Raw genomic sequence first — 23,502 nt, 5'->3', positions numbered from 1 at the left:
CGCCGCGCTACGCGATGAGAAACACGAGGAGATTTCGCCATGACCAGCGCTGCCTATGACGACAACAATATCTTCGCCAAGATCCTGCGCGACGAAATCCCGTCGCATCGCGTTTACGAGGACGACAAGACCGTTGTCTTCATGGATGTGATGCCGCAAGCACCCGGCCATGTTCTGGTTCTGCCGAAGGCGCCTTCCCGCAATATCTTCGATGCCGACCCAGCTTCCCTTTCCCACACGATCACCGTCGTCCAGAAGGTCGCCAATGCGGTGAAGGAAGCCTTCGACGCCGATGGCGTCTTCATCGCTCAATTCAATGAGCCGGCAGCCGGCCAGACGGTCTTCCACCTGCATTTCCATGTCATTCCACGGCATGAGGGCGTGGCGCTCAAGCCGCATTCCGGCAAGATGGAAGATGGCGCGGTGCTGGCGGCCAATGCCGAGAAGATCAAGGCTCAACTCGCGTAACGGAATACCGTCTTATTCCCGCGACATGCTTTAACACAAACAAAAGGCCGCTTCGCAGCGGCCTTTTTCATCTCCTGTCCTTGAAGATTTATTTCTTGCGCGGGACCTTTGGAACCGTCGAGCCCTTCTTGGGGGCGTCACGAACTTCCGGTTCAGGCCGCGGCACGGTCTTGGCCTTCGTCTTCTTGACCGGCTTCGTCTTCAGCTCGCCATCATCCTCACCAACCGCTTCCGGATGAACCAGTTCGGCTTCCGGCTTCGGCTTAATGGGCGCCGTTTCCGGAATGGCTTCCAGAATGAGGCCTGGCTTGCCGTCCTCTTTCGGACCGACGGTGACGTTGACGACGCCGCCCTTCTTCAGCTTGCCGAAGAGGATTTCGTTTGCCAGCGGCTTCTTGATGTTTTCCTGGATCACGCGGGACAACGGGCGGGCGCCCATCTTCTCGTCGTAACCCTTTTCAGACAGCCACGCGATCGCATCCTCGTGCAGGTCGAAGGTGACGTTGCGTTCGGAGAGCTGAGCTTCCAGCTGCATGATGAACTTCTGCACGACCTTGTGGATGACCGCCGTCGGCAGCGCCGCGAACGGGATGATCGCGTCGAGACGGTTGCGAAATTCCGGCGTGAACAGGCGGGTCAGCGCCTCTTCGTCTTCGCCGGTACGCTTGGACGAACCGAAGCCGATCGCGGCCTTGGCCATTTCCGAAGCCCCCGCATTGGTCGTCATGATCAGGATGACGTTGCGGAAGTCGATCTTTTTGCCGTTATGGTCGGTCAGCGTGCCATGATCCATGACCTGCAGCAGGATATTATAGATATCCGGATGCGCCTTCTCGATTTCGTCGAGCAGAACCACGCAATGCGGATGCTGGTCGACGCCATCGGTCAGAAGGCCGCCCTGGTCGAAGCCCACATAGCCGGGAGGTGCACCGAGCAGACGGGAAACCGTATGCCGCTCCATGTATTCCGACATGTCGAAGCGCAGAATCTCGACACCCAGCGAGGCGGCAAGCTGCTTGGCGACTTCCGTCTTGCCGACGCCCGTTGGGCCGGAGAAGACATAGGCACCGATCGGCTTGTTCGGTTCACGCAGACCGGCACGTGCCAGCTTGATCGAGGTGGACAGGGCTTCGATTGCCACATCCTGGCCGTAAACCACCGAGCGCAGCTCTTTCTCGAGGTTGGCAAGAACGGCTTCGTCATCCTTCGAAACGGTCTTTGCCGGGATGCGGGCCATCGTCGCAATCGTTGCTTCGATCTCCTTTTCGGTGATCAGCTTGCGGCGCCTCGACGGCGGAAGCAGCATCTGGGCAGCACCGGTCTCATCGATGACGTCGATCGCCTTGTCGGGCAGCTTGCGGTCCGAGATGTAACGGGCCGAGAGCTCGACGGCGGTCTTGATCGCCTCGTTCGAGTAACGCAGGTGGTGGTATTCTTCGAAATAGGGCTTCAGGCCCTTCATGATCTCGATCGCATCATCGATCGACGGCTCATTGACATCGATCTTCTGGAAGCGGCGGACCAGAGCCCGATCCTTTTCGAAGAACTGGCGATATTCCTTGTAAGTGGTCGAACCGATGCAGCGGATCGCGCCCGAAGACAGAGCCGGCTTCAAGAGGTTCGAGGCATCCATTGCTCCGCCCGACGTTGCGCCCGCACCGATGACGGTGTGGATTTCGTCGATGAAGAGCACGGCACCCGGATATTCTTCCAGTTCCTTGACGACCTGCTTCAGGCGCTCTTCGAAGTCACCGCGATATCGCGTGCCGGCGAGCAGCGTGCCCATGTCGAGCGAAAAGATCGTGGCATCGGCCAGAGCTTCCGGAACCTTACCCTCGACGATGCGCTTAGCCAGGCCTTCAGCGATAGCGGTCTTGCCGACGCCGGGATCACCGACATAGAGCGGATTGTTCTTGGAGCGGCGGCACAGAATCTGGATGGTCCGGTTCACCTCCGCGTGACGGCCGATCAACGGATCGATCTTGCCGCCCTTAGCCTTCTCGTTCAGGTTCACGCAGTAAGCCTTCAGCGCATCCTGCTGCTTCTTCGGCCCGCTTTCCTCCTCGTTGCCGCGTGCGGTCGGCTTGGACTCGGACTCGTCTTCGGCGCCGCGTGGCGGACGGCTTTCGGATACGCCGGGGCGCTTGCCTATGCCATGGGAGATGTAGTTGACGGCGTCGTAGCGGGTCATTTCCTGCTCCTGCAGGAAATAGGCTGCATGGCTTTCGCGCTCGGCGAAGATTGCGACGAGCACATTGGCGCCGGTCACTTCCTCCCGGCCCGAAGACTGGACATGGATCACCGCACGCTGGATGACGCGCTGGAAGCCGGAAGTCGGCTTGGAATCTTCGTCATAACCGGTGACCAGGTTGGAGAGTTCGTTATCGACATATTCCAAGAGCGTTTTACGGAGGGCGTCGAGGTCTACATTGCAAGCACCCATGACCGAAGCCGCATCGGCATCGTCGATCAGGGCGAGCAGCAGATGCTCGAGCGTCGCATATTCATGGTGCCGCTCGTTGGCAAAGGTCAGTGCCTGATGGAGCGCCTTCTCAAGACTAGGCGAAAATGTTGGCACGTTCAGTTCCTCACTTCTTTTCCATGACGCATTGCAACGGATGCTGATGCTGCCTGGCAAAATCCATCACCTGGCTCACCTTGGTCTCCGCTACCTCGTATGTGAATATTCCGCATTCGCCGACGCCGTGGTTATGGACATGCAGCATGATACGGGTGGCACTTTCCCGGTCCTTCTGAAAAAAACGCTCCAGGATGTGGATGACGAATTCCATTGGCGTGTAGTCGTCATTCAAAAGCAGTACGCGATAGAGATTGGGCTTCTTGGTCTTCGGCTTGGTGCGTGTGATGACCGAGGTTCCGCGATTTCCGTTGTCCCCGTTCCTTTCGCCGTCGTTCTGCATCCGGATCGGTTTAGCGATCATTTTCATTCATTCCTCAATCAATCCGGCAGGCAGCATGGGAGGGTGCTTTCCCGTCGAATATCTGAAACACTAACGTAGTTCATAATAGAGCGATTTTAAGCCCCTTGTTTCCGACTGCAATCACAATTCCGCAGGACTTGACGCAAAGGCCAAAAAAGTCTGCGTAAAAACCAGGGCGTGCTTCGGGAAATAAAAAAGACCGGCCGCAAATGCGGTGCCGGTCTTTAATTTTCAATAGGCGGCGCTCAACGCACCGTAAAATTTATGCAGCTGCCGGGGAGACCGGAGCGGTTTTCACCACCTTGGCGGCTGCGGCAGCCATCGGCGCTTCGTAAGGCTTATAGGCTTTTTTGGCGAGGTCGGCATACATTTCGCCGAGTTTGGTCGCCTCAGCAACAAAAGCCTCATAGGAAGACTTCGCATAATTGGTCTGCAATTCGAAGGCTGCCTCGAAGCTCTTCACGCCCGACAGCGTCTCGAAATGGGTGACTGCATCCTGGAAGGACTTTTTGGAATATTCGGCCGCCTCGGAGGCGATCGCTTGAAAACCCTGGGCTGCATCGGAATAGCTTCTGAGCACCGAATCTACGGCTTCCTTGCTCTTGCGGTTTGCATCGTCGAAATTGAACATGACCATCCTCCAGTTGGCTATGACGACAGAGAGTAGCTGCAATGCACAAAGAGTCAAGTAGTCTTGTGCAGCGCAAAACATCCAGTGGTTGCGTCCACTGATAGCGCTAAACATCGGATTTTTGGGCACGTTCCTCTTTTATTGATTTTTCTAAAATATATCAGGCGGCTGCAACCGCAGGGTTATAAGAAATTTTCGCAAACCGGCGTCTTTGGCAATCGTTGGCAACAAAAAAGCCATGCATCGGCTGGCAATGCATGGCTTTGGTCGATGTGACGGCCGATCAGAGATCGACGTCGAGAATCGCCATCGAGAAATTGTAGGAACGGTCGCCGTCCTCGTCATCGATGTAGATGACCCCCAGAAACTCTTCGCCGATGTAAACTTCCGCGGAGTCGTTCTTGCGCGGGCGCGCCTTCACCACGATCTGCGGGTTCAGCGTGCGTTTGAAATAGGCGTCGAGCTTCTTGATTTCTTCAGGCTTCACTCTTTCAACTCCGTAAGCGATCTCGGTTGGCCGCTTCTTGCACAGGTAAAGCGGCGCTGTAAAGGTCGCGAGACCGTGTTAACAATGACTGTCCCTGCCGGGATCTAGGCGCTTTTCCGCATTTTTCCAATGAGGGCTCAGATATCGGCGCCGATGACCTGATCCATAATGCGTGCCGGCTCGGAGCAGCCGGCTTCACCGACGACCTTCGCGGGCACGCCAGCCACCGTCGTCTTCGGCGGTACCGGCTTCAGCACGACGGAGCCGGCAGCAACGCGCGAACAGAAGCCGATCTCGATATTGCCGAGGATTTTGGCGCCTGCGCCGATCAGCACACCCGTGCCGATCTTCGGGTGACGGTCGGCGCCTTCTTTGCCTGTGCCACCGAGGGTGACGCCATGCAGGATGGAAACGTTGTCGCCGATGACGGCCGTTTCACCGACCACGAGGCCGGTCGCGTGGTCGAGGAAGATGCCCTTACCGATGCGGGCGGCCGGGTTGATATCCGTCTGGAAGACGCTGGACGAGCGGCTCTGCAAGTAAAGCGCAAAGTCGCGCCGTCCGCGGTTCAGCAGCCAATGCGCCAGCCGGTGCGTCTGCAGCGCGTGGAAGCCCTTGAAGTAGAGAACAGCTTCCATGAAGCGCAGGCAAGCGGGATCGCGATCATAGACTGCCTGGATATCCACGCGCAGGATCGCCCCCCATTCGGGCCAGTCGTCGAGCATCTCCTCGAAGGTCTGGCGCAGGAGGTTCGCCTGCATGTCCGGATGGTCGAGGCGCTCGCAGATGCGATGGATGACGCATTCTTCGAGCGAGCGATGGTTGATCACCGTCGAATAGAGGAAGGCTGCGAGCACCGGATCGCTTTCCGCGGCGAGGCGCGCTTCTTCTCGCAGACTGTCCCAGATTGGGTCCATCACCTTCAGAGGATTGGCTGCGTCCAGCGTGCGGATATCCATCTTAGCGACCATTTCGGTCTCCTCATTTCCCGTTGGATGCGATTATATAGAGGAAAACGCCGACAACATAAATGGGTGCCTACGCGACACCGACTAGGCGCGTTTTCTTAGAAATCACACTTATGTCACCTGCCGGCGACATCACTCGGCGGCGACCTTTTCGTAGAATTCGAGGACGGCCTTCTTAAACACCCGGTCACCTACGGCGAGCATGTGGTCGCGGCCTGGGATATCCAGCGCTTCGGCGTCAGGCATCAGCGCCGCAAGCTCTTGGGGAGAACCGGCAATGTCGTCTTTCGTTCCAACCCCGATCAGGGTTGGCGCATCGATTTTGCCCATATCGGCGCGGGCAACGAGATCGCGCGAGCCCTTGATGCAGGCGGCAAGCGCCTCGCGGTCACTCTTTGTCTGCTCGGCAAAGGCGCGGAACATCTGGCCGCGCGGATGGGTGACATCAGCCAGCGATGGCGCAAGCAGAGCATCGGCGATCGGATCCCAATCGCCTACCCCATCGGTCATGCCGATACCGAGGCCGCCAAGCACCAGCGAGCGGACGCGGTGCGGATGGGCAAGTGCCGCAAAGACCGAAATGCGAGCACCCATGGAATATCCCATCAAATTGGCCTCGGGGATACCGAGATGATCAAGCAACGCGATCGCATCGCCCGCCATGAACCACGGCCTGTAAGCTTCGGCATCGCGTGGCTTGTCGCTCGCGCCATGGCCCCTGTTGTCAATGGCAATGACACGGTAACCGGCGTCACCCAGCGTCTTCAGCCAGCCCGGATGAACCCAATTGACGTTGGCTGACGAGGCGAAACCATGAATCAGCAGTACCGGCGGGCCGGAGGGATCGCCCTCGTCGAAGAAAGCGAGTTTCAATCCTTCATGCGTGAAGCTTGAAAATGCAGGTGTATTCAGGTTCATCGGGCCGCCCTTATTTTGGCGCGACCATAGTCGAGCGGCCCCTAAGCGTGAAGCCAAAAACTCGCAGGGGAGCCATGCTTTGGCACTACACTTTTCTTTCGAAGGCCTATAAGGTCCGCGCAGAATTCAAAGCATTCGGAGACAGACATGGCCGGCCATAGCATTCCCCACTTCCAGAACGACGGCGGTCACCGCGTTATCGAAGTCGGCGTCAAGGAATTCATGTGCACCGGCGCTTCTGTTCCCTTCGATCATCCACATATCTTCATCGATATGGGCGACGATAACGAGAAGGTCTGCTCCTACTGCTCGACGCTCTATCGCTACAATGCGTCGCTGAAGTCCAATCAAACCAATCCGCCCGGTTGCGTCTTCCACATCAAGGCGGCGTAATTTCCCTCTTCTTAGATCGGATATCCTATGCCGGTCGAACATGCCGCCATTATCGGCGCCGGAATTGGGGGCCTGACGGCCGCGCTGGCGCTTGCAGGACGCGGCATCAGTTCGGATATTTTCGAACAGGCGCCGGAGCTTGCCGAAGTTGGCGCCGGCTTGCAGATTTCGCCCAACGCATCGCGTGTGCTTGCCGAGCTCGGCGTGCTCGACAGGCTGACCAGCCTCTGGCTCGAGCCGCAATCCATCAGGCTGATCTCAGGCAGTTCGCTGCGCGAGCTTGCAGCAGTTCCAGCCGGGAGTTTTGCCAGGTACCGCTGGGGAGCACCCTACGGCGTCTTGCATCGAAAGACGCTCCAGAAGACTTTGCTGGATGCGGTCATCGCTAATCCGCTCTGTGCATTGCATCTCGGGATCCGGCTCGAATCGGATTTGCCGCAGGGCCGTCGTCCGGCCGCCGTCGTGATCGGCGCCGATGGCGTCTGGTCCAAAGTCAGGCAAGCAATATCAGGCGCCCCTGCCCCGCAATTCTCAGGAAATATCGCCTTCCGTTTTACCATCGCAGAAAGAGAGGCTCCGGGCTTTCTCGACCGCAGCAGCGTCTCGGCCCTGCTCGGCTCCTCGGCACATATGGTCTGCTATCCGCTGAAGGAGACCGGCGGCTTCAATATGGTGGCGATTACCGCCGGCAATATTGCGCCGCAGGCCTGGCAGGGCAAGCCGACACAGGCTCAGCAGGATCTTCTGCAGTCACGCTTCCGCCGCTGGCACCCTGCTATTGCCGGCTTGCTCGAACAGCACAGCGACATCACCTTCTGGCCGCTTTTTGAGGCAACGCCCGGCAAATGGCAGGACGGCAACAAGACCGTACTAATCGGCGATGCGGCACATGCCATGATGCCCTTTGCCGCCCAGGGGGCCGCGATGGCGATCGAGGACGCGTTCGAGCTGGCGGCGTTTCTAGCCACCCGCCCGGTATCCGAAGCTATCTCGCTCTTCGAACGGCATCGAACGCCGCGTATCGCCAAGCTCCGCCAGCGCGGCGCCTTCAACCGCTTTGCCTATCACGCAAGCGGTCCGATCCGTCTGGGCCGGGATATCGTACTGTCGCTCAAACCGCCGCAAAGCCTCGCAGCGGACCTCGACTGGATTTACGGCTACCACCCAGTTGGCTGATCAGACCGCGTTTGCCGCGGAAAAGCCGCGCTCAATATCCGCCTTCAGGTCAACGATATCTTCGAGACCGATCTGCAGGCGAATGACCGGGCCTTCGGTCGGCGCCTTGGCGATCTTGCGGTCAGACAGGTTGACCAGCACGGCAAGGCTTTCATAACCACCCCAGGAATAGCCGAGGCCAAAATAGGAGAGCGCATCGAGGAAAGCATGCGCCTTCGGCTTCACCTTCTGCGGATCACTGGCCTTCAGCACGAAGGAGAAGATGCCGCTGGCACCCTTGAAATCACGCTTCCAGATATGGTGCGACGGGAAGCTCGGCAAAGCCGGATGCAGGACGCGGGCAACCTCTTCGCGGTCTTCGAGCCAAGTGGCGATCGCCAGCGCGCTTTCGTAGTGGCGCTCCAGGCGGATGCCCATGGTGCGCAGGCCGCGCAGGATCTGGTAGGAGTCGTCAGGCGCGCCGCAAAGGCCGAGCGTGCCATGCGTCTCGATCAACCTCGGCCAGTGCTCAGCATTGGCGGAAATGGTTCCCATCAGAATGTCAGAATGCCCCGATGGATATTTGGTCGAAGCATGGATGGACACGTCGACGCCAAAGTCCAGCGGCCGGAAATAAAGAGGTGTAGCCCAAGTGTTATCCATCAATACGACGGCGCCGTGCTTGTGCGCCGCGGCCGCGATGGCCGGGATGTCCTGCATCTCGAAGGTGTTGGAGCCAGGAGCTTCGGTCAGTACGACCGTGGTGTTCGGCTTGAAGAGTGTCTCGATGGCCGCTTCGATCGACGGATCGAAGTAATCGACTTCGACACCCATGCGCTTCAGAATCGTGTCACAGAAATGGCGCGTCGGACCGTAGACGGAATCGACGATCAGGACGTGATCGCCCGCAGCGACATAGGCCAGGATCGCAACGGTGACGGCGGCAAGGCCGGAGGGTACCAGCACGGTGCCGGCCGAGCCTTCAAGCGCGTTGATTGCTTCGGCGAGCGCATCGGTCGTCGGCGTGCCGCGGGTGCCGTAAGTATATTTCTTGTTGCGCGTCTCCATAGACTTGGCATCGGGAAAGAGCACAGTGGACGCACGCACGACAGGCGGGTTGACGAAACCGTGATAGTCGCTGGGATCGTATCCGATATGGGAAAGGCGGGTGTTGACGCCGGCGCCCGGCAGGAGACTGTCTAAATCTTTCATCTGGGAAATGGCCTTCTGGCGAGGGTATGCAAAGCCGGAACTCTTGAACTCCGCCGCTCTCAGCGTCAACCCCTGCAACGTGGCGTCATCGTCACGTCTCGCGCAGCCATCGGGGTTTGACGTCGTGATTTAGCTCTATTTTTTCTCACCTTGGCGCTCAGTTTCTAGCCAAATGCTCATGCGTACAGCGTAATCTACCAAAATGCTGAAATTTGCCGCAATTATTGACCGCGACACTTGACCATGGTGACATTTGCGACTGTGATAGACCAACCCGCGCCGGGAGGGTTGCGGGAAACGGGGAGGCAAACGGGCAATTTCAATCCGGCCACTCCCCGACAAGGATAAAGATAAGACAACGGAAAAAAGGTTGGGAAAAATGAAGTACAAGCTCCTGTCCGCGGCTGTCGGCGCAGCAGTTTTCGCTCTTGGCGCTTCGGCCGCTTCGGCCACGACTCTCGCAGACGTAAAAGCAAAAGGTTTCGTCCAGTGCGGCGTCAACACCGGCCTTGCCGGCTTTGCTGCCCCTGACGCGTCCGGCAACTGGTCGGGCTTCGACGTCGATTTCTGCCGCGCGGTTTCCGCTGCGGTCTTCGGCGACGCCAACAAGGTAAAGTTCACGCCCCTCAGCGCCGCCAACCGCTTCCCGGCCCTGCAGTCCGGCGAAGTCGACGTTCTCGCCCGTAACACGACCTGGACGATCAACCGCGATACGGCTCTCGGCCTCAACTTCCGGTTCGTCAACTACTATGACGGCCAGGGCTTTATGGTTCGCAAGAGCCTGAACGTGAAGTCGGCGCTCGAGCTTTCCGGCGCATCCGTCTGCGTTCAGTCGGGCACCACGACCGAGCTCAACCTCGCCGACTATTTCAAGGCCAACAACCTGCAATACAATCCGGTGGTCTTCGAGAAGCTCGACGAAGTCAACGCCGCCTATGACTCCGGCCGTTGCGACGTCTACACGACCGACCAATCGGGCCTCTACTCGCTGCGTCTGACGCTGAAGAACCCCGACGAGCACATGATCCTGCCGGAAATCATCTCCAAGGAGCCGCTCGCCCCAGCTGTCCGCCAGGGTGACGACCAGTGGTTCGATATCGTCAGCTGGGTCGGCTACGCCATGATCAATGCCGAAGAATTCGGCATCACGCAGGCCAATGTCGACGAGATGAAGAACTCGCCAAACCCGGATATCAAGCGCTTCCTCGGCGTTGAAGCCGATACGAAGATCGGTACCGATCTCGGCCTTACCAATGACTGGGCCTACAACATCGTCAAGAACGTCGGCAACTATGGTGAAGTGTTCGAAAAGAACATCGGCCAGGGTAGCCAGTTGAAGATCGCGCGCGGCCTGAATGCTCTCTGGAACAAGGGCGGCATCCAGTACGCTCCGCCGGTTCGCTGATCAGACATGAAAAGCCGGAAAGGCGGAAAACCGCCTTTCCTCCTCCTATAAAAAAGCTCCGAAAAGGAGCGCATAACGTGGGGAATTGGCCAGGTATGACGCATCAGGTTGCGGATTCGACACCTATAGCCAGGAGCAGCTGGAGCTTTCAGTCTGCCCTTTACGACCCGAAAATTCGGGGCATTTTTTTCCAAGTCCTTACCATTGTCTTGCTGGTAGCGCTGATCTGGTCGATTGCTCACAATACGGCAGTCAATCTGGCGCGTGCCAACATTGCATCGGGTTTCGGCTTCCTGCACGGTCGCGCCGGCTTCGAAGTCGGCCAATCGCTGATTCAGTATTCGAGTGATTCGACCTATGGTCGTGCGCTGCTTGTCGGCCTTTTGAATACTATCCTGATCGCTGTCACCGGCATCGTCACCGCGACGATCATCGGTTTCATCATCGGTATCGGCCGCCTGTCGCGGAACTGGCTTATTGCGAAGCTCTGTACGGTCTATGTGGAAGTCTTCCGAAACATTCCGCCGTTGCTCGTGATTTTCTTCTGGTATTCGGGCGTTCTGGCTATTCTGCCCAATGCCCGTGACTCACTGCATCTGCCGCTCGGATCGTATCTGAACAATCGCGGCCTCGCCTTCCCCAAGCCGATCTTCGGCGACGGTTTCTGGCTGGTCGGCGTTGCCTTCGTGATCGCGATCATCGCAACTATCGTCACGGCCCGGTGGGCGCATCGCCGGCAGGCGGCGACAGGCCAGCCGTTCCACACGATCTGGGTTTCGATCGGCCTCGTCCTTGGCCTGCCGCTCCTTGCCTTCCTTATCGCGGGGGCACCGCTGTCCTTCGATTTTCCGGTCGCCGGCAAGTTCAATTTGACGGGCGGTTCGGTGGTCGGCCCGGAATTCATGTCGCTTTTCCTGGCGCTTTCCTTCTATACGGCTGCCTTCATTGCCGAGATCGTGCGCTCAGGCATTCGCGGCGTGCCTAAGGGACAGACGGAGGCGGCAGCGGCACTCGGCCTGCATCCTTCTGCGATCACCCGGCTGGTGGTCATTCCGCAGGCTTTTCGCATCATCATTCCGCCGCTGAGCAGCCAATATCTGAACCTCACCAAGAACTCGTCGCTGGCAATTGCCATCGGCTTTGCCGATCTCGTCGCTGTCGGCAGCACGACACTCAACCAGACCGGTCAGTCCGTGGAGGTCATTCTCATCTGGATGGTCATCTATCTCGCCATCAGTATCCTAACCTCCCTGCTGATGAACTGGTTCAACGCCAAAATGGCCCTGGTGGAGAGATAAGATGAACAATAGTTTCGTCAGAACCGCCATGCTGGCGCAGGAACCACCACCACCGGGAGAAAAGGGCGCTGCCGCCTGGATACGCCGCAACTTGCTTGCGACGCCAAAGGATATAGTCCTCACCCTTCTGGCAATAACCTTCCTCGCCTGGGCTCTGCCGCATGCAATCAACTGGCTGTTCGTGCAGGCGGTCTGGACTGGCCCGGACCGCACCTTCTGTGCCACGACAGTTCAGGGCGGCATTCAGCCGGACGGCTGGAGCGGTGCCTGCTGGGCCTTTGTCAATGCCAAGTTCGACCAGTTCATCTACGGACGCTACCCGCTCGACGAGCGCTGGCGGCCAACGCTGGTCGGCATTCTCTTCGTCCTCCTGCTGGTACCGATGCTCATCCCCTCGGCGCCGCGCAAGGGCCTGAACGCCATCTTGCTCTTCATTGTGCTGCCGATCGTCTCCTTCATTCTGCTTTACGGCGGCTTTGGACTGGAAATCGTCGAGACGCCGCTCTGGGGCGGTCTGATGGTGACGCTGGTGCTCTCGTTTGTCGGCATCGTCGTCTCCTTCCCGGTCGGCATTATTCTGGCGCTCGGAAGACGATCGCAGATGCCGGTCATTCGCACGGTCTGCATCATATTCATCGAAGTCGTGCGCGGCGTGCCGCTGATCACTGTTCTCTTCATGGCGAGCGTCATGCTCCCGCTTTTCCTGCCAGCCGGCTGGACGGTGGACAAGCTCTTTCGCGCGATCGTGGGTGTATCGATCTTTGCCTCCGCCTATATGGCCGAGGTCATCCGCGGCGGCCTGCAGGCAATTCCCAAGGGCCAATTCGAGGGGGCAGATTCACTCGGTCTCGGCTACTGGCAGAAGATGCGGCTGATCATCATGCCGCAGGCGATCAAGCTGGTGATCCCGGGTATCGTCAACACCTTCATCGGCATGTTCAAGGATACCTCGCTGGTGTCGATCATCAGCATGTTCGATCTGCTCGGCATCGTTCGCCTCAACTTCGTCGATCCGAACTGGGCAACCGCGGTGACACCGTTGACCGGCCTGATTTTCGCCGGCTTCGCCTTCTGGCTTTTCTGCTTCGGCATGTCGCGCTATTCAGCGTTCATGGAACGCCATCTCGACACCGGCCACAAACGATAAGAAGAGGAACACATAATGGCGGAAGCCCTAAATAAGAAATTGACGGTGTCGGCGACCGACGTTGCCGTCGAGATCGTCAACATGAACAAGTGGTACGGTGATTTCCACGTACTTCGCGACATCAATTTGAAGGTCATGCGCGGCGAACGCATCGTCATCGCCGGCCCCTCGGGTTCCGGCAAGTCCACCATGATCCGCTGCATCAACCGTCTGGAAGAACACCAGAAGGGCCAGATCATCGTTGACGGCACGGAGCTGACCAACGACCTCAAGAAAATCGATGAAGTGCGCCGCGAAGTCGGTATGGTGTTCCAGCATTTCAATCTCTTCCCGCATCTGACCATCCTGGAAAACTGCACGCTGGCGCCGATCTGGGTGCGCAAGATGCCGAAGAAGCAGGCCGAAGAAGTGGCCATGCACTTCCTGAAGCGCGTCAAGATCCCCGAACAGGCCAACAAATATCCAGGGCAGCTGTCAGGCGGCCAGCAGCAGCGTGTGGCGATTGCCCGCTCGCTCTGCATGAACCCGAAGATCATGCTGTTCGACGAGCCGACCTCGGCGCTCGATCCGGAAATGATCAAGGAAGTGCTGGATACGATGGTGGGCCTTGCCGAAGAAGGCATGACCATGCTCTGCGTCACCCACGAAATGGGCTTTGCCCGCCAGGTCGCTAACCGCGTTATCTTCATGGATCAGGGCCAGATCGTCGAACAGAATTCGCCGGCCGAGTTCTTCGACAATCCCCAGCACGAGCGCACCAAGCTATTCCTCAGCCAGATCCTGCACTGATAAGCCAGATACAATATTCAAAAACCGCCGGCTGATTACCGGCGGTTTTTTGTTGCGTTTAGCGGGGAGCCGTAGAGCGCAGCAGACCGCACAACCCCACGAGGCCATAACCGCTGGAAACGGATATATCCCGGTAGCGATAAGCATCTTCTTCTGCTCATTGCCGACATTTCCCGGAAGCGCTGGACCACTACTGCCGACGGGGGCGGTTGAACTTTGCCCCCGGGTACGGTTCCGCCACCGTCTCCGGAGCTCGCGCCTCGGTACTCAGAGACCCATGCAGGCCGAAACGAAAAGCACAAACGAGCGTCTATGAAACACGTCCTTCACGACTTCTCTCCGTTTTTCGAAGCCGAACCTTTCCGGCAAGGAACAGTGGAACGCGTGTATCTTCGACAGAGCGTGCGATTCTCCATCGGATTAACCCGTGCGAATTAAACGCCGTCAGCTAACAAATGCTTCAGGCAAGCTGCCGCCAGAAGATAACGGTTAAATACTCAGAATTTTATCGGACTCGAGCGGGGGCAGATAGCACCTTTGGATGATGCGACTGACCTGTCCGGCCAGCCGCAAATACCCGTTGCAATCGTCCTAACGTCAATTACGGCCGTCGTTCGGGCGAGACTTTCGTGCCTCGGTCGTGCTGGAAGAGGCTGTTTTGCCATCGGGCTGCTGGCCGAAATAGGTTCCGCCGAGATGTCCCCCAGCACTGGTGTTCACCACCTGCCGCTCTGTTTTCTTGCGAATGTCGTCTGCATTGGTCTTACTCATTCTGGTCTCCATTGTTTGAAGAATGGACATCCGGACAACCGATGCAAGCCAATAGTGTTCCATAAAAGATGGGCGCGGCAGCTTGGCGCATGCATCTCTCGGAACCAAAATGACGGCAATGACTTTCCTGCCTTGGTTATGACAAAGCCGACGCTATATCCTTCCAGCGATATTCACAGGAGACGAAAATGAAAAAGATACTCGCGACCACAATCGCCGCAGCCTCGTTGCTCCAGACTTTTGCCATGAGCGCCAGCGCGGCAGACCTGGTACGGACGGAGCCGCCGGTCGCTCCTGATGTAAGCGGGGGCGTGAAGATCGGTTACCTCGATTGCGAAATCGGCGGCGGCGTCGGCTATGTGCTCGGTTCTTCCAAGCAGATCGATTGCGTCTTCCAGCCGACGAGCCGGGGCGAATCGCCTGAACATTACAGTGGTGCTTTGCGCAAGTTCGGCGTGGATCTCGGTTTCACCACGCGTGGTCGCCTGCTTTGGGCCGTCTTTGCGCCGACAGCCGGCTATCACCGCGGCTCGTTGGCTGGCCTCTATCAGGGCGCGACCGCTGAAGCCACGCTCGTCGGCGGCCTTGGTACCAACGTGCTATTCGGCGGCACGTCCGGCTCAATCCACCTGCAGACGATCAGCGTCACGGGTCAGCTCGGCCTCAATGTTGCCGCGACGGGCACGTCCATGACGCTGTCGCCCGAAGGCTAAGTCGGCAAGATCGGAGAAATTAGGCTGGCCGCGCATTCGATGCCCGGCTGGCCTTTATTCTGTTACCGGAATCATCGCCTACGGCGAGCAGAAGTTCGCAGCTCAGTTCAGGAAAACCCAATTCTTTGAATACACCCCGACGCATACGCTCGGAGTCAAAGCCTGTGTATCCGGTTAAATTCTTCAAATCCGATTGCCTAAAATGAGTCGGCTCTTGACCTGACAGTCGGCGGCCCTGACGCAAGTGTCGAGAGCATTGCGCTCTTTGTGCGTCAGTCATGATAAGGATGTTCCCTCCCGCGGCCGCAGCCACGACCCTACCGAAATTGGCTTCGGCAACTCTTTCGCTTTATTCCGAGGAATTGATGCGGAAGGCTTGAGCTTTGCCGTTCTGTATTGATCTTGAAACCGATTGGAAGCGAACTTACCATTTTCTCGCTCCCGGCAGGAGCGCGCCGCCCGTCAGTTGCGAAGCTGTTGACAGCACTGCCTTAATGAAAAGTCGAACCCGTTCATGTTTTTGATCGGGCTCAAGAAGTGGTTGACGGGTGACGCTTCAAAAAGAGTCCGGGAGAAAAGAACATGTCCGTCGACGACATCAGGCCTACCACAATCGGGGGCATCAAGCGCCTCGCAAAAACCATCTCCAAGCAGGACGACGTACCCCATTCGGTGGGTCTTGATCGCGCGTCGGCTCGGGCCGGTTTTTCAAACTACACTAACGCTCTGCGGACGCTACAAGCCTCGACGATTGTTCCGTCGTCGCCCGGTTTCTCCACGTTTATCAGCGTCCATTGGCGAAACCCGAAGACAAAGTCCCGTGGCAACGAGATCATTGAAGTTTCGCTGCCGGAACCTATCGACGAAATAATCGCAGCTCGTCAATACAAGTATGCCAGCGGGCTGAGATGCTTCACGCGCTGGGCGTCCGACCTGATCAACTGCCATACGAGTACAGAGGGCGCGAATTCAGCTATTGCCCTCGCGTGTAAAGCGGCGCGTACATTGCAGTTCATGGCTTCTACCGGACTTAGGCCGTCCTCAAAAAGCATGCCCATCAGAGGTGATTTTGGACGCAACCTCCCTGGAAGAGATCATGGCAGCAGCTGGTACGATCCCATCGAAAAGCGTTACCTCTTCGCCGATGAACCCTACGCGGCAGCGGTAAAGGATCGGCAGCAGGAGCGCAGTGCATGGTCTCTTCGCAATCGCTGGGAAATTGCCAAGCCGCTCTGGGCTGGCATGTACTATCCGGAAGGCGGCAGTGAGCTTTATCTGATTTCGGATGGGCAGAAAGGCTTGCCACTGGGACCTGTTCTTTTGGCGCTGTCACGCATGCCCGCCCCTGTTGTACCCGAAAATTGCAAACGGGTGACCATGACTGATGGCGAGTTGTTTCGGTCCCCTGGAGAGCTACGCGACGCAGAAGAAAGAGCTCAGAAGGCGAAACAGAAGCGCGGTCCCCAGACGACGGGCAATACTGTGCCGTACCGGATGGTGATGGCCTCTGGCCGGCGGCCGAAAGCAAAAATGGCTATCGCCACGCATCAGCGTGTCGGCCAATTGTTGAAGGATGTTATAAGTGCGACCCGGCAACGAGCCGGGATCGTCAACAGGCTCGCCTCCGTTCGTTCGGAACTGGATGATTGGGTCCAGCTTGAGTATGACCGTAACGCTCTTCCGGACGGTGTATTCTTCGAACTCTACTATCATGAACGCAACATTGTGCCCGATGATGAGTATGGAATCGCCGGCCGCAGCCTTCACATCGAACGTTTGCAGGAAGCGATGGCGCTGATCGCCTCCTCTTATCCCGATTGCAGGCCAGTTCGCGGTCTGCTTCGAAAGCTCGATCTTGCGCTTCAGTCTCTGACGAGTTGGAAGTGAACTTCAGCGCGCCTCAGGGCTGACCTTGAGGTGCGCTCGGCACCAGATTGCCACCCATGTGTTAGGTACGTTTTGTTACCTATGTCTCCGGGCTGGACAAGATAAAGATGGCGACCCCTGCAGGACTCGAACCTGCGACCTGCTGCTTAGAAGGCAGCTGCTACCACATATCTGCATCTAACACTGAATAACTCGGCCTATCCGCAAATCCCTTGTGCCGCAGGGCTTGCAGGGAGTGTGGTAGGCTGTGTTATTAACATTGGCAAACACCGACAACCACGCTTTTCTGTTACCCCAGCGTTACCCCGGATCTGCCGATGCCCAAAGCCCTGACCGTCAAAGCGATCGAAGCGTTCAAACCGAGCGACAAACGTCAGGAAATTCCGGACGGCGGGATGCCCGGACTTTATCTGATCATTCAGCCAAAGAAGGCTGGCGTTGTGAAGGAATTGCCCCCGGCCATGAGCTGGGCGATCAGGTACCGGTTCGGGGGCAAGCCAAAGAAAAGCACCATCGGCCCCTACCCGGCTTTTTCACTGGCCGACGCTCGCCAGGAAGCAAGCAAGCAAATGAGGGCTGTTTCTGAAGGCCGCGATCCGGCGGTAGAGAAGGCCGAGCGCAAGGAGCGGAAAGTTGATCTGGTCGATGATGCCATTGATGATTTCTTGAAGCGCTACGTTGCTGTCAACAATCGGCCCTCAGTCCTGAAGGAGCGAACCCGGCTCTTCAAGACGGAAGTTCGTCCTAAATGGGGGAAACGTTCGATGCGGTCCATCACTCGGCTCGACGTGATTACTTTGATTGACGGCGTGGCCGAAAAAGCTCCGGTGATGGCTAACCGATTGCTGGGTCTCTTAAGGAAGTTCTTTTCCTGGGCCGTCGATCGCGACATCATCGAAATATCACCGATGGCAAAGAAGGTCGCGCCACCCGGTCTGGAGACCACACGCGACCGTATTCTCGCAGACAGCGAACTTCGCCTCGTGTGGATCGCATCTGTGAATCTTGGGTATCCATTTGGGCCGATGGTCCGGCTTCTCATCCTGACCGCGCAGCGGCGAAGCGAGGTCGGCGGATTCCAATGGCCTGAGTTGGAGCTCAGCGGCAACGAGCAGGTCTGGGTCATCCCACGCGAGCGCGCGAAGAATGAGAGAGAGCATTTTGTGCCACTTACTGCTTCGGTTCTTGAGGAAATCGCCGCGCTGCCCAAAGTGAAGCCGGATGAGAAAATCGAGCCTATCTTCTTGTTCACCACAACCGGCAAAACACCGATTTCCGGGTACTCGAAGGCCAAGAAGGCGCTCGACAAAGAAATCCTGAAGCTGGCCAAGAAGGAGGCTGAAGAACGAGGAGAAGATCCCGGCACGCTGCCGGCATGGGAGCCATGGACATTTCACGACCTGCGGCGCACGGCGGCCAGCGGCATGGCTCGCTTGGGCGTGGCCGTGCACGTGCTCGAAGCCGTCCTGAACCACAAGTCAGGCTCGATCAAGGGTGTAGCTGCTGTCTATAATCGCTACGACTACGCGGACGAAAAGAGACAGGCGCTCGCCGCCTGGGCCGAGCTAGTGAGGTCGATTACGGCCGAGCGAGCAGTTGCCGAAATTCCCTGAGAGCAACTTCTCGGCGCTGGTCGATATAAGCCGCCAGATCCTGAAGGTGGACGCCTTTCTGGCATTTCTGCGATGTCTCCGCGCGAATAACGGGGATGGCGATTTCGCCCAGGCCGACCTTGCGCAGGAATTTATCAGGAGTGAGGTGACTGAAATAATCCCGACATACGAATTCGACCGGGATGACCGCCTGTCCGCCGTATTGGGCGAAAAGCAGGAAGCTGGTCGAGAAATTGGTTTCCATTGTCATTGACATAACGCGCCTCGTGACAGGAGGTTTTGCAATCGTCTTGTGAATTGCGGGGACGAACAGCGGGGATCTGGTGGATTGCCGCCAACTTGCCACCGTGTCTCCACGCCCGTCGGATTGCCTGGAGCAATTCCAATGGGAGGTAAGTCCGTGAGCAAAAAAAGCCACCACCCATACCGCCAGAACTGGCAGAAGAAGAAGTCAATAAATACGGCGTTCCATTGAGCTTCTGGGCAACGCTCAACTCAGCGCAGAAGAACTATTACTATAACAAACTGTCGCAGCAGAAGTGTCGCATTCGAGACCGAGCCAAGACACGCGCTGCTTGGGCAAATATGCCGCCCGAGAAAAAGGCCCGCATCTACGCGAGGGAGCGGGCTCGTCGTCTTGAAAACCTTGACGAGGAGCGGCGGAAGGATCGTGAATGGCGCCAGAGAAATGCCGAGAAGATTCGCGCTCGGGAGCGTGCGGAATATTGGCGCAACCATCAAAAGCACCAGGAAAGGCACCGCCGTCGCTGGGCTAAGCAACGCTCCCAAAAGCAAATCACCCTCTCCCCGGACGCCGTATTCCGAATAATAGATAAGGCCGTCCCGAAAGTGCTGCCGCGCTTCGTCCGCGACGATATAATCTCGGCAATGTGCCTGGCCGTCCTAGACGGGCAATTGTTTGTCGAGAATATTGGCAAAGAAGCCAGCAAATTCGTAAGCGCTTATAACCGCGAGTACGACTCCTTCAAGACTGTTTCCCTTGACGCCCCTCTTGCCGGGTATGACGGGCTAACACTTCTCGACAGACTTGCGGATCCGCACTTGGCGGGCGAATAATGAGGGACGGGCAACCCGACGACCTATCGCGGGCGGGCACATGAGTGAGGAAAGAAGTTTATGGTAGGTCTATCGCCAATCACGGTGCTGGAATGAAGCCTTGACGATGCCTGACATAGCCTCCCTTCTCGAAGATGCTGCCGATCGTATCGCTGACGTATCGCGGTCTGATCTGCAGATCATGCTCCGCCGCGCCGCGCTCCTGCTGAGAAATTCCGGCTCTATCGCCTTCGATGACGATATAGAAGAAGCTCTCCGGGATCTGTCTGACGAGTTTGGCAAGACGCGCAACGATACCGTCAGGCTTATCGTGCGCGAGTGGATGGAGAAGAACACCTTCCTGCCAGTGCACATGCTGGACGAAGACGGCGAAGTAGATGGAAGTGCTTAGGTGGACCGCACAGCCGACTTTAGTAGGGTCAAGGGCTCATCCCCCGGCGGTACGGTCCGCGCACTAGACTGTCGCGGTTGAGGAAAGTTTCAATTTGGTCTCAGAGTCCAGAAAAAGTCTTGCCATCCGACTCGACTCCCGCGCGAAATGTGCAGTTAAATTCACTCCACCGGAAGATGCGGCGAATAAGACCGCGCCGGCTGGGGGACATTTTGAAAATCAGATTATTTATGCGGACCGCCGGCGCCGCTGTATTATCGCTCGCCATATCAGGCTGCACAACGACACCTGCCGAGTTCACCGCGAAGCCATCAGCTGTTAGTAAAGCCGCACTGTGCAAGACGGCACTGGAGACGACAGATCCGGCATTCCAGTTCCAGCTCATTTCGGAAGTGAACCGGCGCGGAATGAACATGCTGGAATGTCAGCAAATGGTTGCCCAGCAGAGGCAGGCGGCTGCAGTGCTTGTCGGGCTCGCGCTTGTTGGAACTGCCGCGGCGGTTTGCGCTAATGGCAACTGCGGCGGCGGGTATCCGACGTCCTACAGACGCTATCCAGGCAACTGCCAATACGACTACCAGTACGATGCAGCCGGAAATCGATGCGGGCACCGTAGTGCTTATTCGCGACCAGGCGGGTGGTGAACTATGAAAGAGCACTAACTTTGAGGTGAAATTTTAGATTGAACCCGTAAAAGTTCAGCGGTAACAAGTTGCGGGCGAAAGCATTGGGGCGCTAAGTTGCAGATCGATATAAATACTAAGCCTATTCCGGAAAATCACAAGGTTGCCTTGGCACGTCCCGGAGCGAATTACCGGCTTTTTCAAGACTTTGTCGAAGACTCTATCGTAGGCGTCGAGCTTCCAGGCCTATTCCAGCCAGACGAAATCGTGGACATCAATGATGCGCAGTTGGTTGCGCGCATCCAGAGATCAAAAGAGATCCGAGCGTGGCATAACTTTGGAAGGCATCCCGAACGAGTTCCGCCACAGGACCTGAACGAATACGATAACGCCGCCGATGATCCAAGCACAGGCCAACTTCTCCGGGTGTTGAAGTTCTATCTCCAAGAAGCCCGAGCTGGTGACCTGGTCGTTGTTCCGCCTCAGAATTTTGGCGGTAAAGTGCATATCGGTGAGTTGCTGCATGGTCCAGCGGGAGCCTTTCCCGCTATCGTTCAACGATATCCAGGCCACCCGATCGTCGTGAGACGTGTTAAATGGATTGGCACCTTGGATAAGGTTGATATGCCTGCCAAGCTGATAGAAGCCTTTCGAAAACCAACCCCGCTTCTACTCATACCATCAAGTGAACGAACTGTTTTCTATAACGCTGCCTATCGAAATTATTACACCCCTCAAAGATTTTCGTCGACATTTGATGTTACCGCCCCGGAATTCGACACGACTTCTGGCTCGGTAATACCGGCATTCTTTAATTTTGTTGCTGCCAACACGCGAGAGGTGGATCAAAAAACAGGCCTAGCTCATGATTTCGGTGCTGGAGCATTCTTGAAACTTGCGGATTACGCACCACATCTATCGATAAATATCCAGTCGCCAGGGACCCTATCCCTTGTATCCGGATACATAACACCACTTGTGGCGAGCGCACTTCTCGCCCTTGCCTTGACCGTTGGCCCAGCGGCATCGACAGATCAATTTCTGAACAATTTAACCGTCACTAATAGCGCCGCAACTGTTGACGATCCATGCATTGTCCCAGTCCGCGAGCAGGTTGTTACTCATCTGCGGCTTTTAGGTTATGATAAGTGGTCTCGAGCCTGCGAATTGATGAAAGAAGCCGCGGACAAAACTGGATTACAGAGCGAAGCGACCGTGAAAGGAGACTAGCAGGTGCCAGCGCTTAGAACACTTACAATTTGCGCTATCAGCAGCATCTTGGCCTTTTTCGCCGGTATTATAACGAACGACTTTGTCGACTTCCGTTCTGACGCACGGAAAAGTGTGCAAAGTCGCCTTGAGAGCTTTGATCAGACGGCAAAGGCGGTCGACACCGCCCTCAGCACTTTCGCTAAGATATCCGCTGGGGAGCGAATGCTGTCGCCGGAAGAACTCGATAATCTACGAGGTTCACTTCTCGATTTTCAGCGCGCAGCGCTCGACGTAAGTTATAAAATTCCTGAAACCGCGGAACAGTATCAGCAACTGGAGAGCTCTATAAATACTATTCTTGATCGAGCCGCGGCGATATCGACCCCGGACAAAAACAAGCCATTTGTAAGCGCCGTCGAGAACTTTCTTTACTTATCCTATGAATTTCAAGACAAGGCCAAAAAGTCACAACAAAATTATCTTAAAGGGCTTCTAAACGACGTCCGTGTGTAGCTTAAATACGGCTCAAAGAGAGCTGTGGCTTGAAGCGGCCTTCAGCGTTGATAACTCCGGCTCCGGCCGTTGCTGGCTTTCCTGCGGCTTGATCAGAAAATCCCTGACGCCTTAAATGGCACCCGGCGCCGTCATCGCCTCGATCTAGCGAAGATGCATAGTCTCGACAACGCTCGGCCAGATGGCATTTTAGCATTTCGGAATCTTCATCATTGACTCAATCAAAAACGAGAACATAATGAGAACTTATCACGGATAGGGCGGCCGCGTGGCTACCTCCTTGTTCGACACCGAAGCATGCTGCGCGGCCCTCAGCACCTCTTCTGAGGCATCACCACTCGGACCAAAGGATGACGGCTATGAGTAATTTGCCGATCGATGAACCGCGCCAAGAAGACGAGTTTGAGAGGAACCCCGTTGGTACCTATTGGACGCCGCCTATCCCGGTCAGCATTCACGAGCTTTCCCCTGCAGTTCGCGCTGCAATATCCATGGCCATAGGAAGTGGCTTGGAAAAGGGCCAATTCGAATTTCACCTAGCCCATGCCTTCGATATGGATACCTGCACCCCGATGGGAACCTTCGTGGTTGCTTCTGGCGAGGCTCGCGACCGAGCCTGCGGGGTCTACAGCGTCAGCGAAATAAGCGCGGAGGAGCCAATGTGGTTTGCCTTCGAGCAAGACATCGATCTCGCCTTCAAAGCGCTCTATGACCGCGTTAGGGAACGAGGATATCTGGCCTAACCTTCGGCCCCTCGCAGTTTTCCAGACCTGCGCCCCAGAGACAACGTCCACGGCGAGAGTGCCAATGCCGGAAATGAACCAAGCGAAAAAGCTCTCGCGTTGGTCTTTGACAGACGCGAGCGCGGTCGGGCACATTCTCGTCGTCC

24 protein-coding genes are annotated in these 23,502 nt (G+C 56.9%); 15 read left to right on the top strand and 9 right to left on the bottom strand.

Annotated features, from left to right (window positions below; translation table 11 throughout):
• Window positions 1-39: 39 nt before the first annotated feature.
• Window positions 40-468: an HIT family protein gene (locus tag JNB85_RS13900; RefSeq protein WP_220334859.1), complete on the top strand. Its 429-nt coding sequence runs from the start codon at window positions 40-42 to the stop codon at window positions 466-468.
• An 88-nt stretch (window positions 469-556) separates the two neighbouring features.
• Here JNB85_RS13900 and clpA read toward each other — a convergent pair whose 3' ends face one another.
• From clpA to JNB85_RS13870, 6 genes are all read right to left on the bottom strand, one after another.
• Window positions 557-3,046, bottom strand: coding sequence for an ATP-dependent Clp protease ATP-binding subunit ClpA (gene clpA / locus JNB85_RS13895; RefSeq protein WP_220334858.1), 2,490 nt, complete (start codon window positions 3,044-3,046; stop codon window positions 557-559).
• Between the two features lie 10 nt (window positions 3,047-3,056).
• A complete protein-coding gene (clpS, locus tag JNB85_RS13890) occupies window positions 3,057-3,410 on the bottom strand; it encodes an ATP-dependent Clp protease adapter ClpS (RefSeq protein WP_183747520.1) in 354 nt (117 codons plus the stop codon).
• A 262-nt stretch (window positions 3,411-3,672) separates the two neighbouring features.
• A complete protein-coding gene (locus tag JNB85_RS13885) occupies window positions 3,673-4,041 on the bottom strand; it encodes a phasin family protein (protein WP_220334857.1) in 369 nt (122 codons plus the stop codon).
• Between the two features lie 283 nt (window positions 4,042-4,324).
• Window positions 4,325-4,528 carry a DUF3126 family protein gene (locus JNB85_RS13880; protein ID WP_007827403.1) on the bottom strand — a complete coding sequence of 68 codons (204 nt, stop codon included), beginning with the start codon at window positions 4,526-4,528 and terminating at the stop codon, window positions 4,325-4,327.
• A 137-nt stretch (window positions 4,529-4,665) separates the two neighbouring features.
• Window positions 4,666-5,499 (bottom strand): serine O-acetyltransferase, encoded by an 834-nt coding sequence (gene cysE / locus JNB85_RS13875; RefSeq protein WP_220334856.1) that lies wholly within the window; start codon window positions 5,497-5,499, stop codon window positions 4,666-4,668.
• 129 nt (window positions 5,500-5,628) lie between these two features.
• Window positions 5,629-6,414 carry an alpha/beta fold hydrolase gene (locus tag JNB85_RS13870; RefSeq protein ID WP_220334855.1) on the bottom strand — a complete coding sequence of 262 codons (786 nt, stop codon included), beginning with the start codon at window positions 6,412-6,414 and terminating at the stop codon, window positions 5,629-5,631.
• Between the two features lie 147 nt (window positions 6,415-6,561).
• Between JNB85_RS13870 and JNB85_RS13865 the strand changes: the two genes are divergently transcribed.
• On the top strand, window positions 6,562-6,807 hold the full coding sequence (locus tag JNB85_RS13865) for a zinc-finger domain-containing protein (RefSeq protein WP_183747528.1): 246 nt from the start codon (window positions 6,562-6,564) through the stop codon (window positions 6,805-6,807).
• A 27-nt stretch (window positions 6,808-6,834) separates the two neighbouring features.
• Entirely contained in the window at window positions 6,835-7,983 is a 1,149-nt protein-coding gene (locus JNB85_RS13860; RefSeq protein WP_220334854.1) for an FAD-dependent monooxygenase, read from the top strand.
• On the opposite strand, the gene JNB85_RS13855 is transcribed toward JNB85_RS13860, so the two are convergent.
• Window positions 7,984-9,174: a cystathionine beta-lyase gene (locus tag JNB85_RS13855; protein ID WP_220334853.1), complete on the bottom strand. Its 1,191-nt coding sequence runs from the start codon at window positions 9,172-9,174 to the stop codon at window positions 7,984-7,986.
• 379 nt (window positions 9,175-9,553) lie between these two features.
• Between JNB85_RS13855 and JNB85_RS13850 the strand changes: the two genes are divergently transcribed.
• The 4 genes from JNB85_RS13850 to JNB85_RS13835 all read left to right on the top strand — a co-directional run bounded on the left by JNB85_RS13850 (window position 9,554) and on the right by JNB85_RS13835 (window position 13,813).
• Window positions 9,554-10,579 (top strand): amino acid ABC transporter substrate-binding protein, encoded by a 1,026-nt coding sequence (locus tag JNB85_RS13850; RefSeq protein WP_220334852.1) that lies wholly within the window; start codon window positions 9,554-9,556, stop codon window positions 10,577-10,579.
• A 95-nt stretch (window positions 10,580-10,674) separates the two neighbouring features.
• On the top strand, window positions 10,675-11,877 hold the full coding sequence (locus JNB85_RS13845) for an amino acid ABC transporter permease (RefSeq protein WP_220334851.1): 1,203 nt from the start codon (window positions 10,675-10,677) through the stop codon (window positions 11,875-11,877).
• Between the two features lies 1 nt (window position 11,878).
• The gene (locus JNB85_RS13840) at window positions 11,879-13,024 is read left to right on the top strand and encodes an amino acid ABC transporter permease (protein WP_220334850.1); all 1,146 of its coding nucleotides are present in this window, start codon (window positions 11,879-11,881) and stop codon (window positions 13,022-13,024) included.
• Between the two features lie 15 nt (window positions 13,025-13,039).
• The gene (locus JNB85_RS13835; protein ID WP_183747545.1) at window positions 13,040-13,813 is read left to right on the top strand and encodes an amino acid ABC transporter ATP-binding protein; all 774 of its coding nucleotides are present in this window, start codon (window positions 13,040-13,042) and stop codon (window positions 13,811-13,813) included.
• 597 nt (window positions 13,814-14,410) lie between these two features.
• Here JNB85_RS13835 and JNB85_RS13830 read toward each other — a convergent pair.
• Window positions 14,411-14,584, bottom strand: coding sequence for a hypothetical protein (locus tag JNB85_RS13830; RefSeq protein WP_220334849.1), 174 nt, complete (start codon window positions 14,582-14,584; stop codon window positions 14,411-14,413).
• A 188-nt stretch (window positions 14,585-14,772) separates the two neighbouring features.
• On the opposite strand from JNB85_RS13830, the gene JNB85_RS13825 reads away from it, so the two are divergent.
• From JNB85_RS13825 to JNB85_RS13815, 3 genes are all read left to right on the top strand, one after another.
• Window positions 14,773-15,297 (top strand): DUF992 domain-containing protein, encoded by a 525-nt coding sequence (locus JNB85_RS13825; protein WP_220334848.1) that lies wholly within the window; start codon window positions 14,773-14,775, stop codon window positions 15,295-15,297.
• Between the two features lie 582 nt (window positions 15,298-15,879).
• Window positions 15,880-17,184, top strand: coding sequence for a DUF5623 domain-containing protein (locus JNB85_RS13820; RefSeq protein ID WP_220334847.1), 1,305 nt, complete (start codon window positions 15,880-15,882; stop codon window positions 17,182-17,184).
• A gap of 317 nt (window positions 17,185-17,501) precedes the next feature.
• On the top strand, window positions 17,502-18,797 hold the full coding sequence (locus JNB85_RS13815) for a tyrosine-type recombinase/integrase (RefSeq protein ID WP_220334846.1): 1,296 nt from the start codon (window positions 17,502-17,504) through the stop codon (window positions 18,795-18,797).
• Here JNB85_RS13815 and JNB85_RS13810 read toward each other — a convergent pair.
• A complete protein-coding gene (locus JNB85_RS13810; RefSeq protein WP_220334972.1) occupies window positions 18,763-19,053 on the bottom strand; it encodes a pyocin activator PrtN family protein in 291 nt (96 codons plus the stop codon). The genes JNB85_RS13815 and JNB85_RS13810 overlap by 35 nt on opposite strands.
• A 215-nt stretch (window positions 19,054-19,268) precedes the next feature.
• On the opposite strand from JNB85_RS13810, the gene JNB85_RS13805 reads away from it, so the two are divergent.
• The 5 genes from JNB85_RS13805 (at window position 19,269) to JNB85_RS13785 (ending at window position 23,356) form a co-directional block, all read left to right on the top strand.
• The gene (locus tag JNB85_RS13805; protein WP_220334845.1) at window positions 19,269-19,874 is read left to right on the top strand and encodes a hypothetical protein; all 606 of its coding nucleotides are present in this window, start codon (window positions 19,269-19,271) and stop codon (window positions 19,872-19,874) included.
• Between the two features lie 100 nt (window positions 19,875-19,974).
• The gene (locus tag JNB85_RS13800; RefSeq protein ID WP_220334844.1) at window positions 19,975-20,265 is read left to right on the top strand and encodes a ribbon-helix-helix domain-containing protein; all 291 of its coding nucleotides are present in this window, start codon (window positions 19,975-19,977) and stop codon (window positions 20,263-20,265) included.
• A 740-nt stretch (window positions 20,266-21,005) separates the two neighbouring features.
• Window positions 21,006-22,118 (top strand): hypothetical protein, encoded by a 1,113-nt coding sequence (locus JNB85_RS13795; RefSeq protein WP_220334843.1) that lies wholly within the window; start codon window positions 21,006-21,008, stop codon window positions 22,116-22,118.
• 3 nt (window positions 22,119-22,121) lie between these two features.
• A complete protein-coding gene (locus JNB85_RS13790; RefSeq protein ID WP_220334842.1) occupies window positions 22,122-22,613 on the top strand; it encodes a hypothetical protein in 492 nt (163 codons plus the stop codon).
• A gap of 359 nt (window positions 22,614-22,972) precedes the next feature.
• Window positions 22,973-23,356: a hypothetical protein gene (locus JNB85_RS13785; RefSeq protein ID WP_220334841.1), complete on the top strand. Its 384-nt coding sequence runs from the start codon at window positions 22,973-22,975 to the stop codon at window positions 23,354-23,356.
• Window positions 23,357-23,502: the final 146 nt, after the last annotated feature.

Source organism: Rhizobium mesosinicum (assembly GCF_019511345.1).
GTDB classification, from domain to species: domain Bacteria; phylum Pseudomonadota; class Alphaproteobacteria; order Rhizobiales; family Rhizobiaceae; genus Rhizobium; species Rhizobium mesosinicum.
Note: the sequence above shows the minus strand (reverse complement) of the source record. Positions and strands in the feature narration are given on the sequence as shown.

Excerpts from the sequence above, each read along its gene's own strand:
- JNB85_RS13860 (WP_220334854.1), top strand. The coding sequence starts at position 6,835 with ATGCCGGTCGAACATGCCGCCATTATCGGCGCCGGAATTGGGGGCCTG.
- JNB85_RS13845 (WP_220334851.1), top strand. The coding sequence starts at position 10,675 with ATGACGCATCAGGTTGCGGATTCGACACCTATAGCCAGGAGCAGCTGG.
- JNB85_RS13885 (WP_220334857.1), bottom strand. The coding sequence starts at position 4,041 with ATGTTCAATTTCGACGATGCAAACCGCAAGAGCAAGGAAGCCGTAGAT.
- JNB85_RS13900 (WP_220334859.1), top strand. The coding sequence starts at position 40 with ATGACCAGCGCTGCCTATGACGACAACAATATCTTCGCCAAGATCCTG.
- JNB85_RS13830 (WP_220334849.1), bottom strand. The coding sequence starts at position 14,584 with ATGAGTAAGACCAATGCAGACGACATTCGCAAGAAAACAGAGCGGCAG.
- clpS (WP_183747520.1), bottom strand. The coding sequence starts at position 3,410 with ATGATCGCTAAACCGATCCGGATGCAGAACGACGGCGAAAGGAACGGG.
- JNB85_RS13820 (WP_220334847.1), top strand. The coding sequence starts at position 15,880 with ATGTCCGTCGACGACATCAGGCCTACCACAATCGGGGGCATCAAGCGC.
- JNB85_RS13815 (WP_220334846.1), top strand. The coding sequence starts at position 17,502 with ATGCCCAAAGCCCTGACCGTCAAAGCGATCGAAGCGTTCAAACCGAGC.
- JNB85_RS13835 (WP_183747545.1), top strand. The coding sequence starts at position 13,040 with ATGGCGGAAGCCCTAAATAAGAAATTGACGGTGTCGGCGACCGACGTT.
- JNB85_RS13785 (WP_220334841.1), top strand. The coding sequence starts at position 22,973 with ATGAGTAATTTGCCGATCGATGAACCGCGCCAAGAAGACGAGTTTGAG.
- JNB85_RS13870 (WP_220334855.1), bottom strand. The coding sequence starts at position 6,414 with ATGAACCTGAATACACCTGCATTTTCAAGCTTCACGCATGAAGGATTG.
- JNB85_RS13825 (WP_220334848.1), top strand. The coding sequence starts at position 14,773 with ATGAAAAAGATACTCGCGACCACAATCGCCGCAGCCTCGTTGCTCCAG.
- JNB85_RS13840 (WP_220334850.1), top strand. The coding sequence starts at position 11,879 with ATGAACAATAGTTTCGTCAGAACCGCCATGCTGGCGCAGGAACCACCA.
- JNB85_RS13855 (WP_220334853.1), bottom strand. The coding sequence starts at position 9,174 with ATGAAAGATTTAGACAGTCTCCTGCCGGGCGCCGGCGTCAACACCCGC.
- JNB85_RS13850 (WP_220334852.1), top strand. The coding sequence starts at position 9,554 with ATGAAGTACAAGCTCCTGTCCGCGGCTGTCGGCGCAGCAGTTTTCGCT.
- cysE (WP_220334856.1), bottom strand. The coding sequence starts at position 5,499 with ATGGTCGCTAAGATGGATATCCGCACGCTGGACGCAGCCAATCCTCTG.
- JNB85_RS13865 (WP_183747528.1), top strand. The coding sequence starts at position 6,562 with ATGGCCGGCCATAGCATTCCCCACTTCCAGAACGACGGCGGTCACCGC.
- JNB85_RS13810 (WP_220334972.1), bottom strand. The coding sequence starts at position 19,053 with ATGTCAATGACAATGGAAACCAATTTCTCGACCAGCTTCCTGCTTTTC.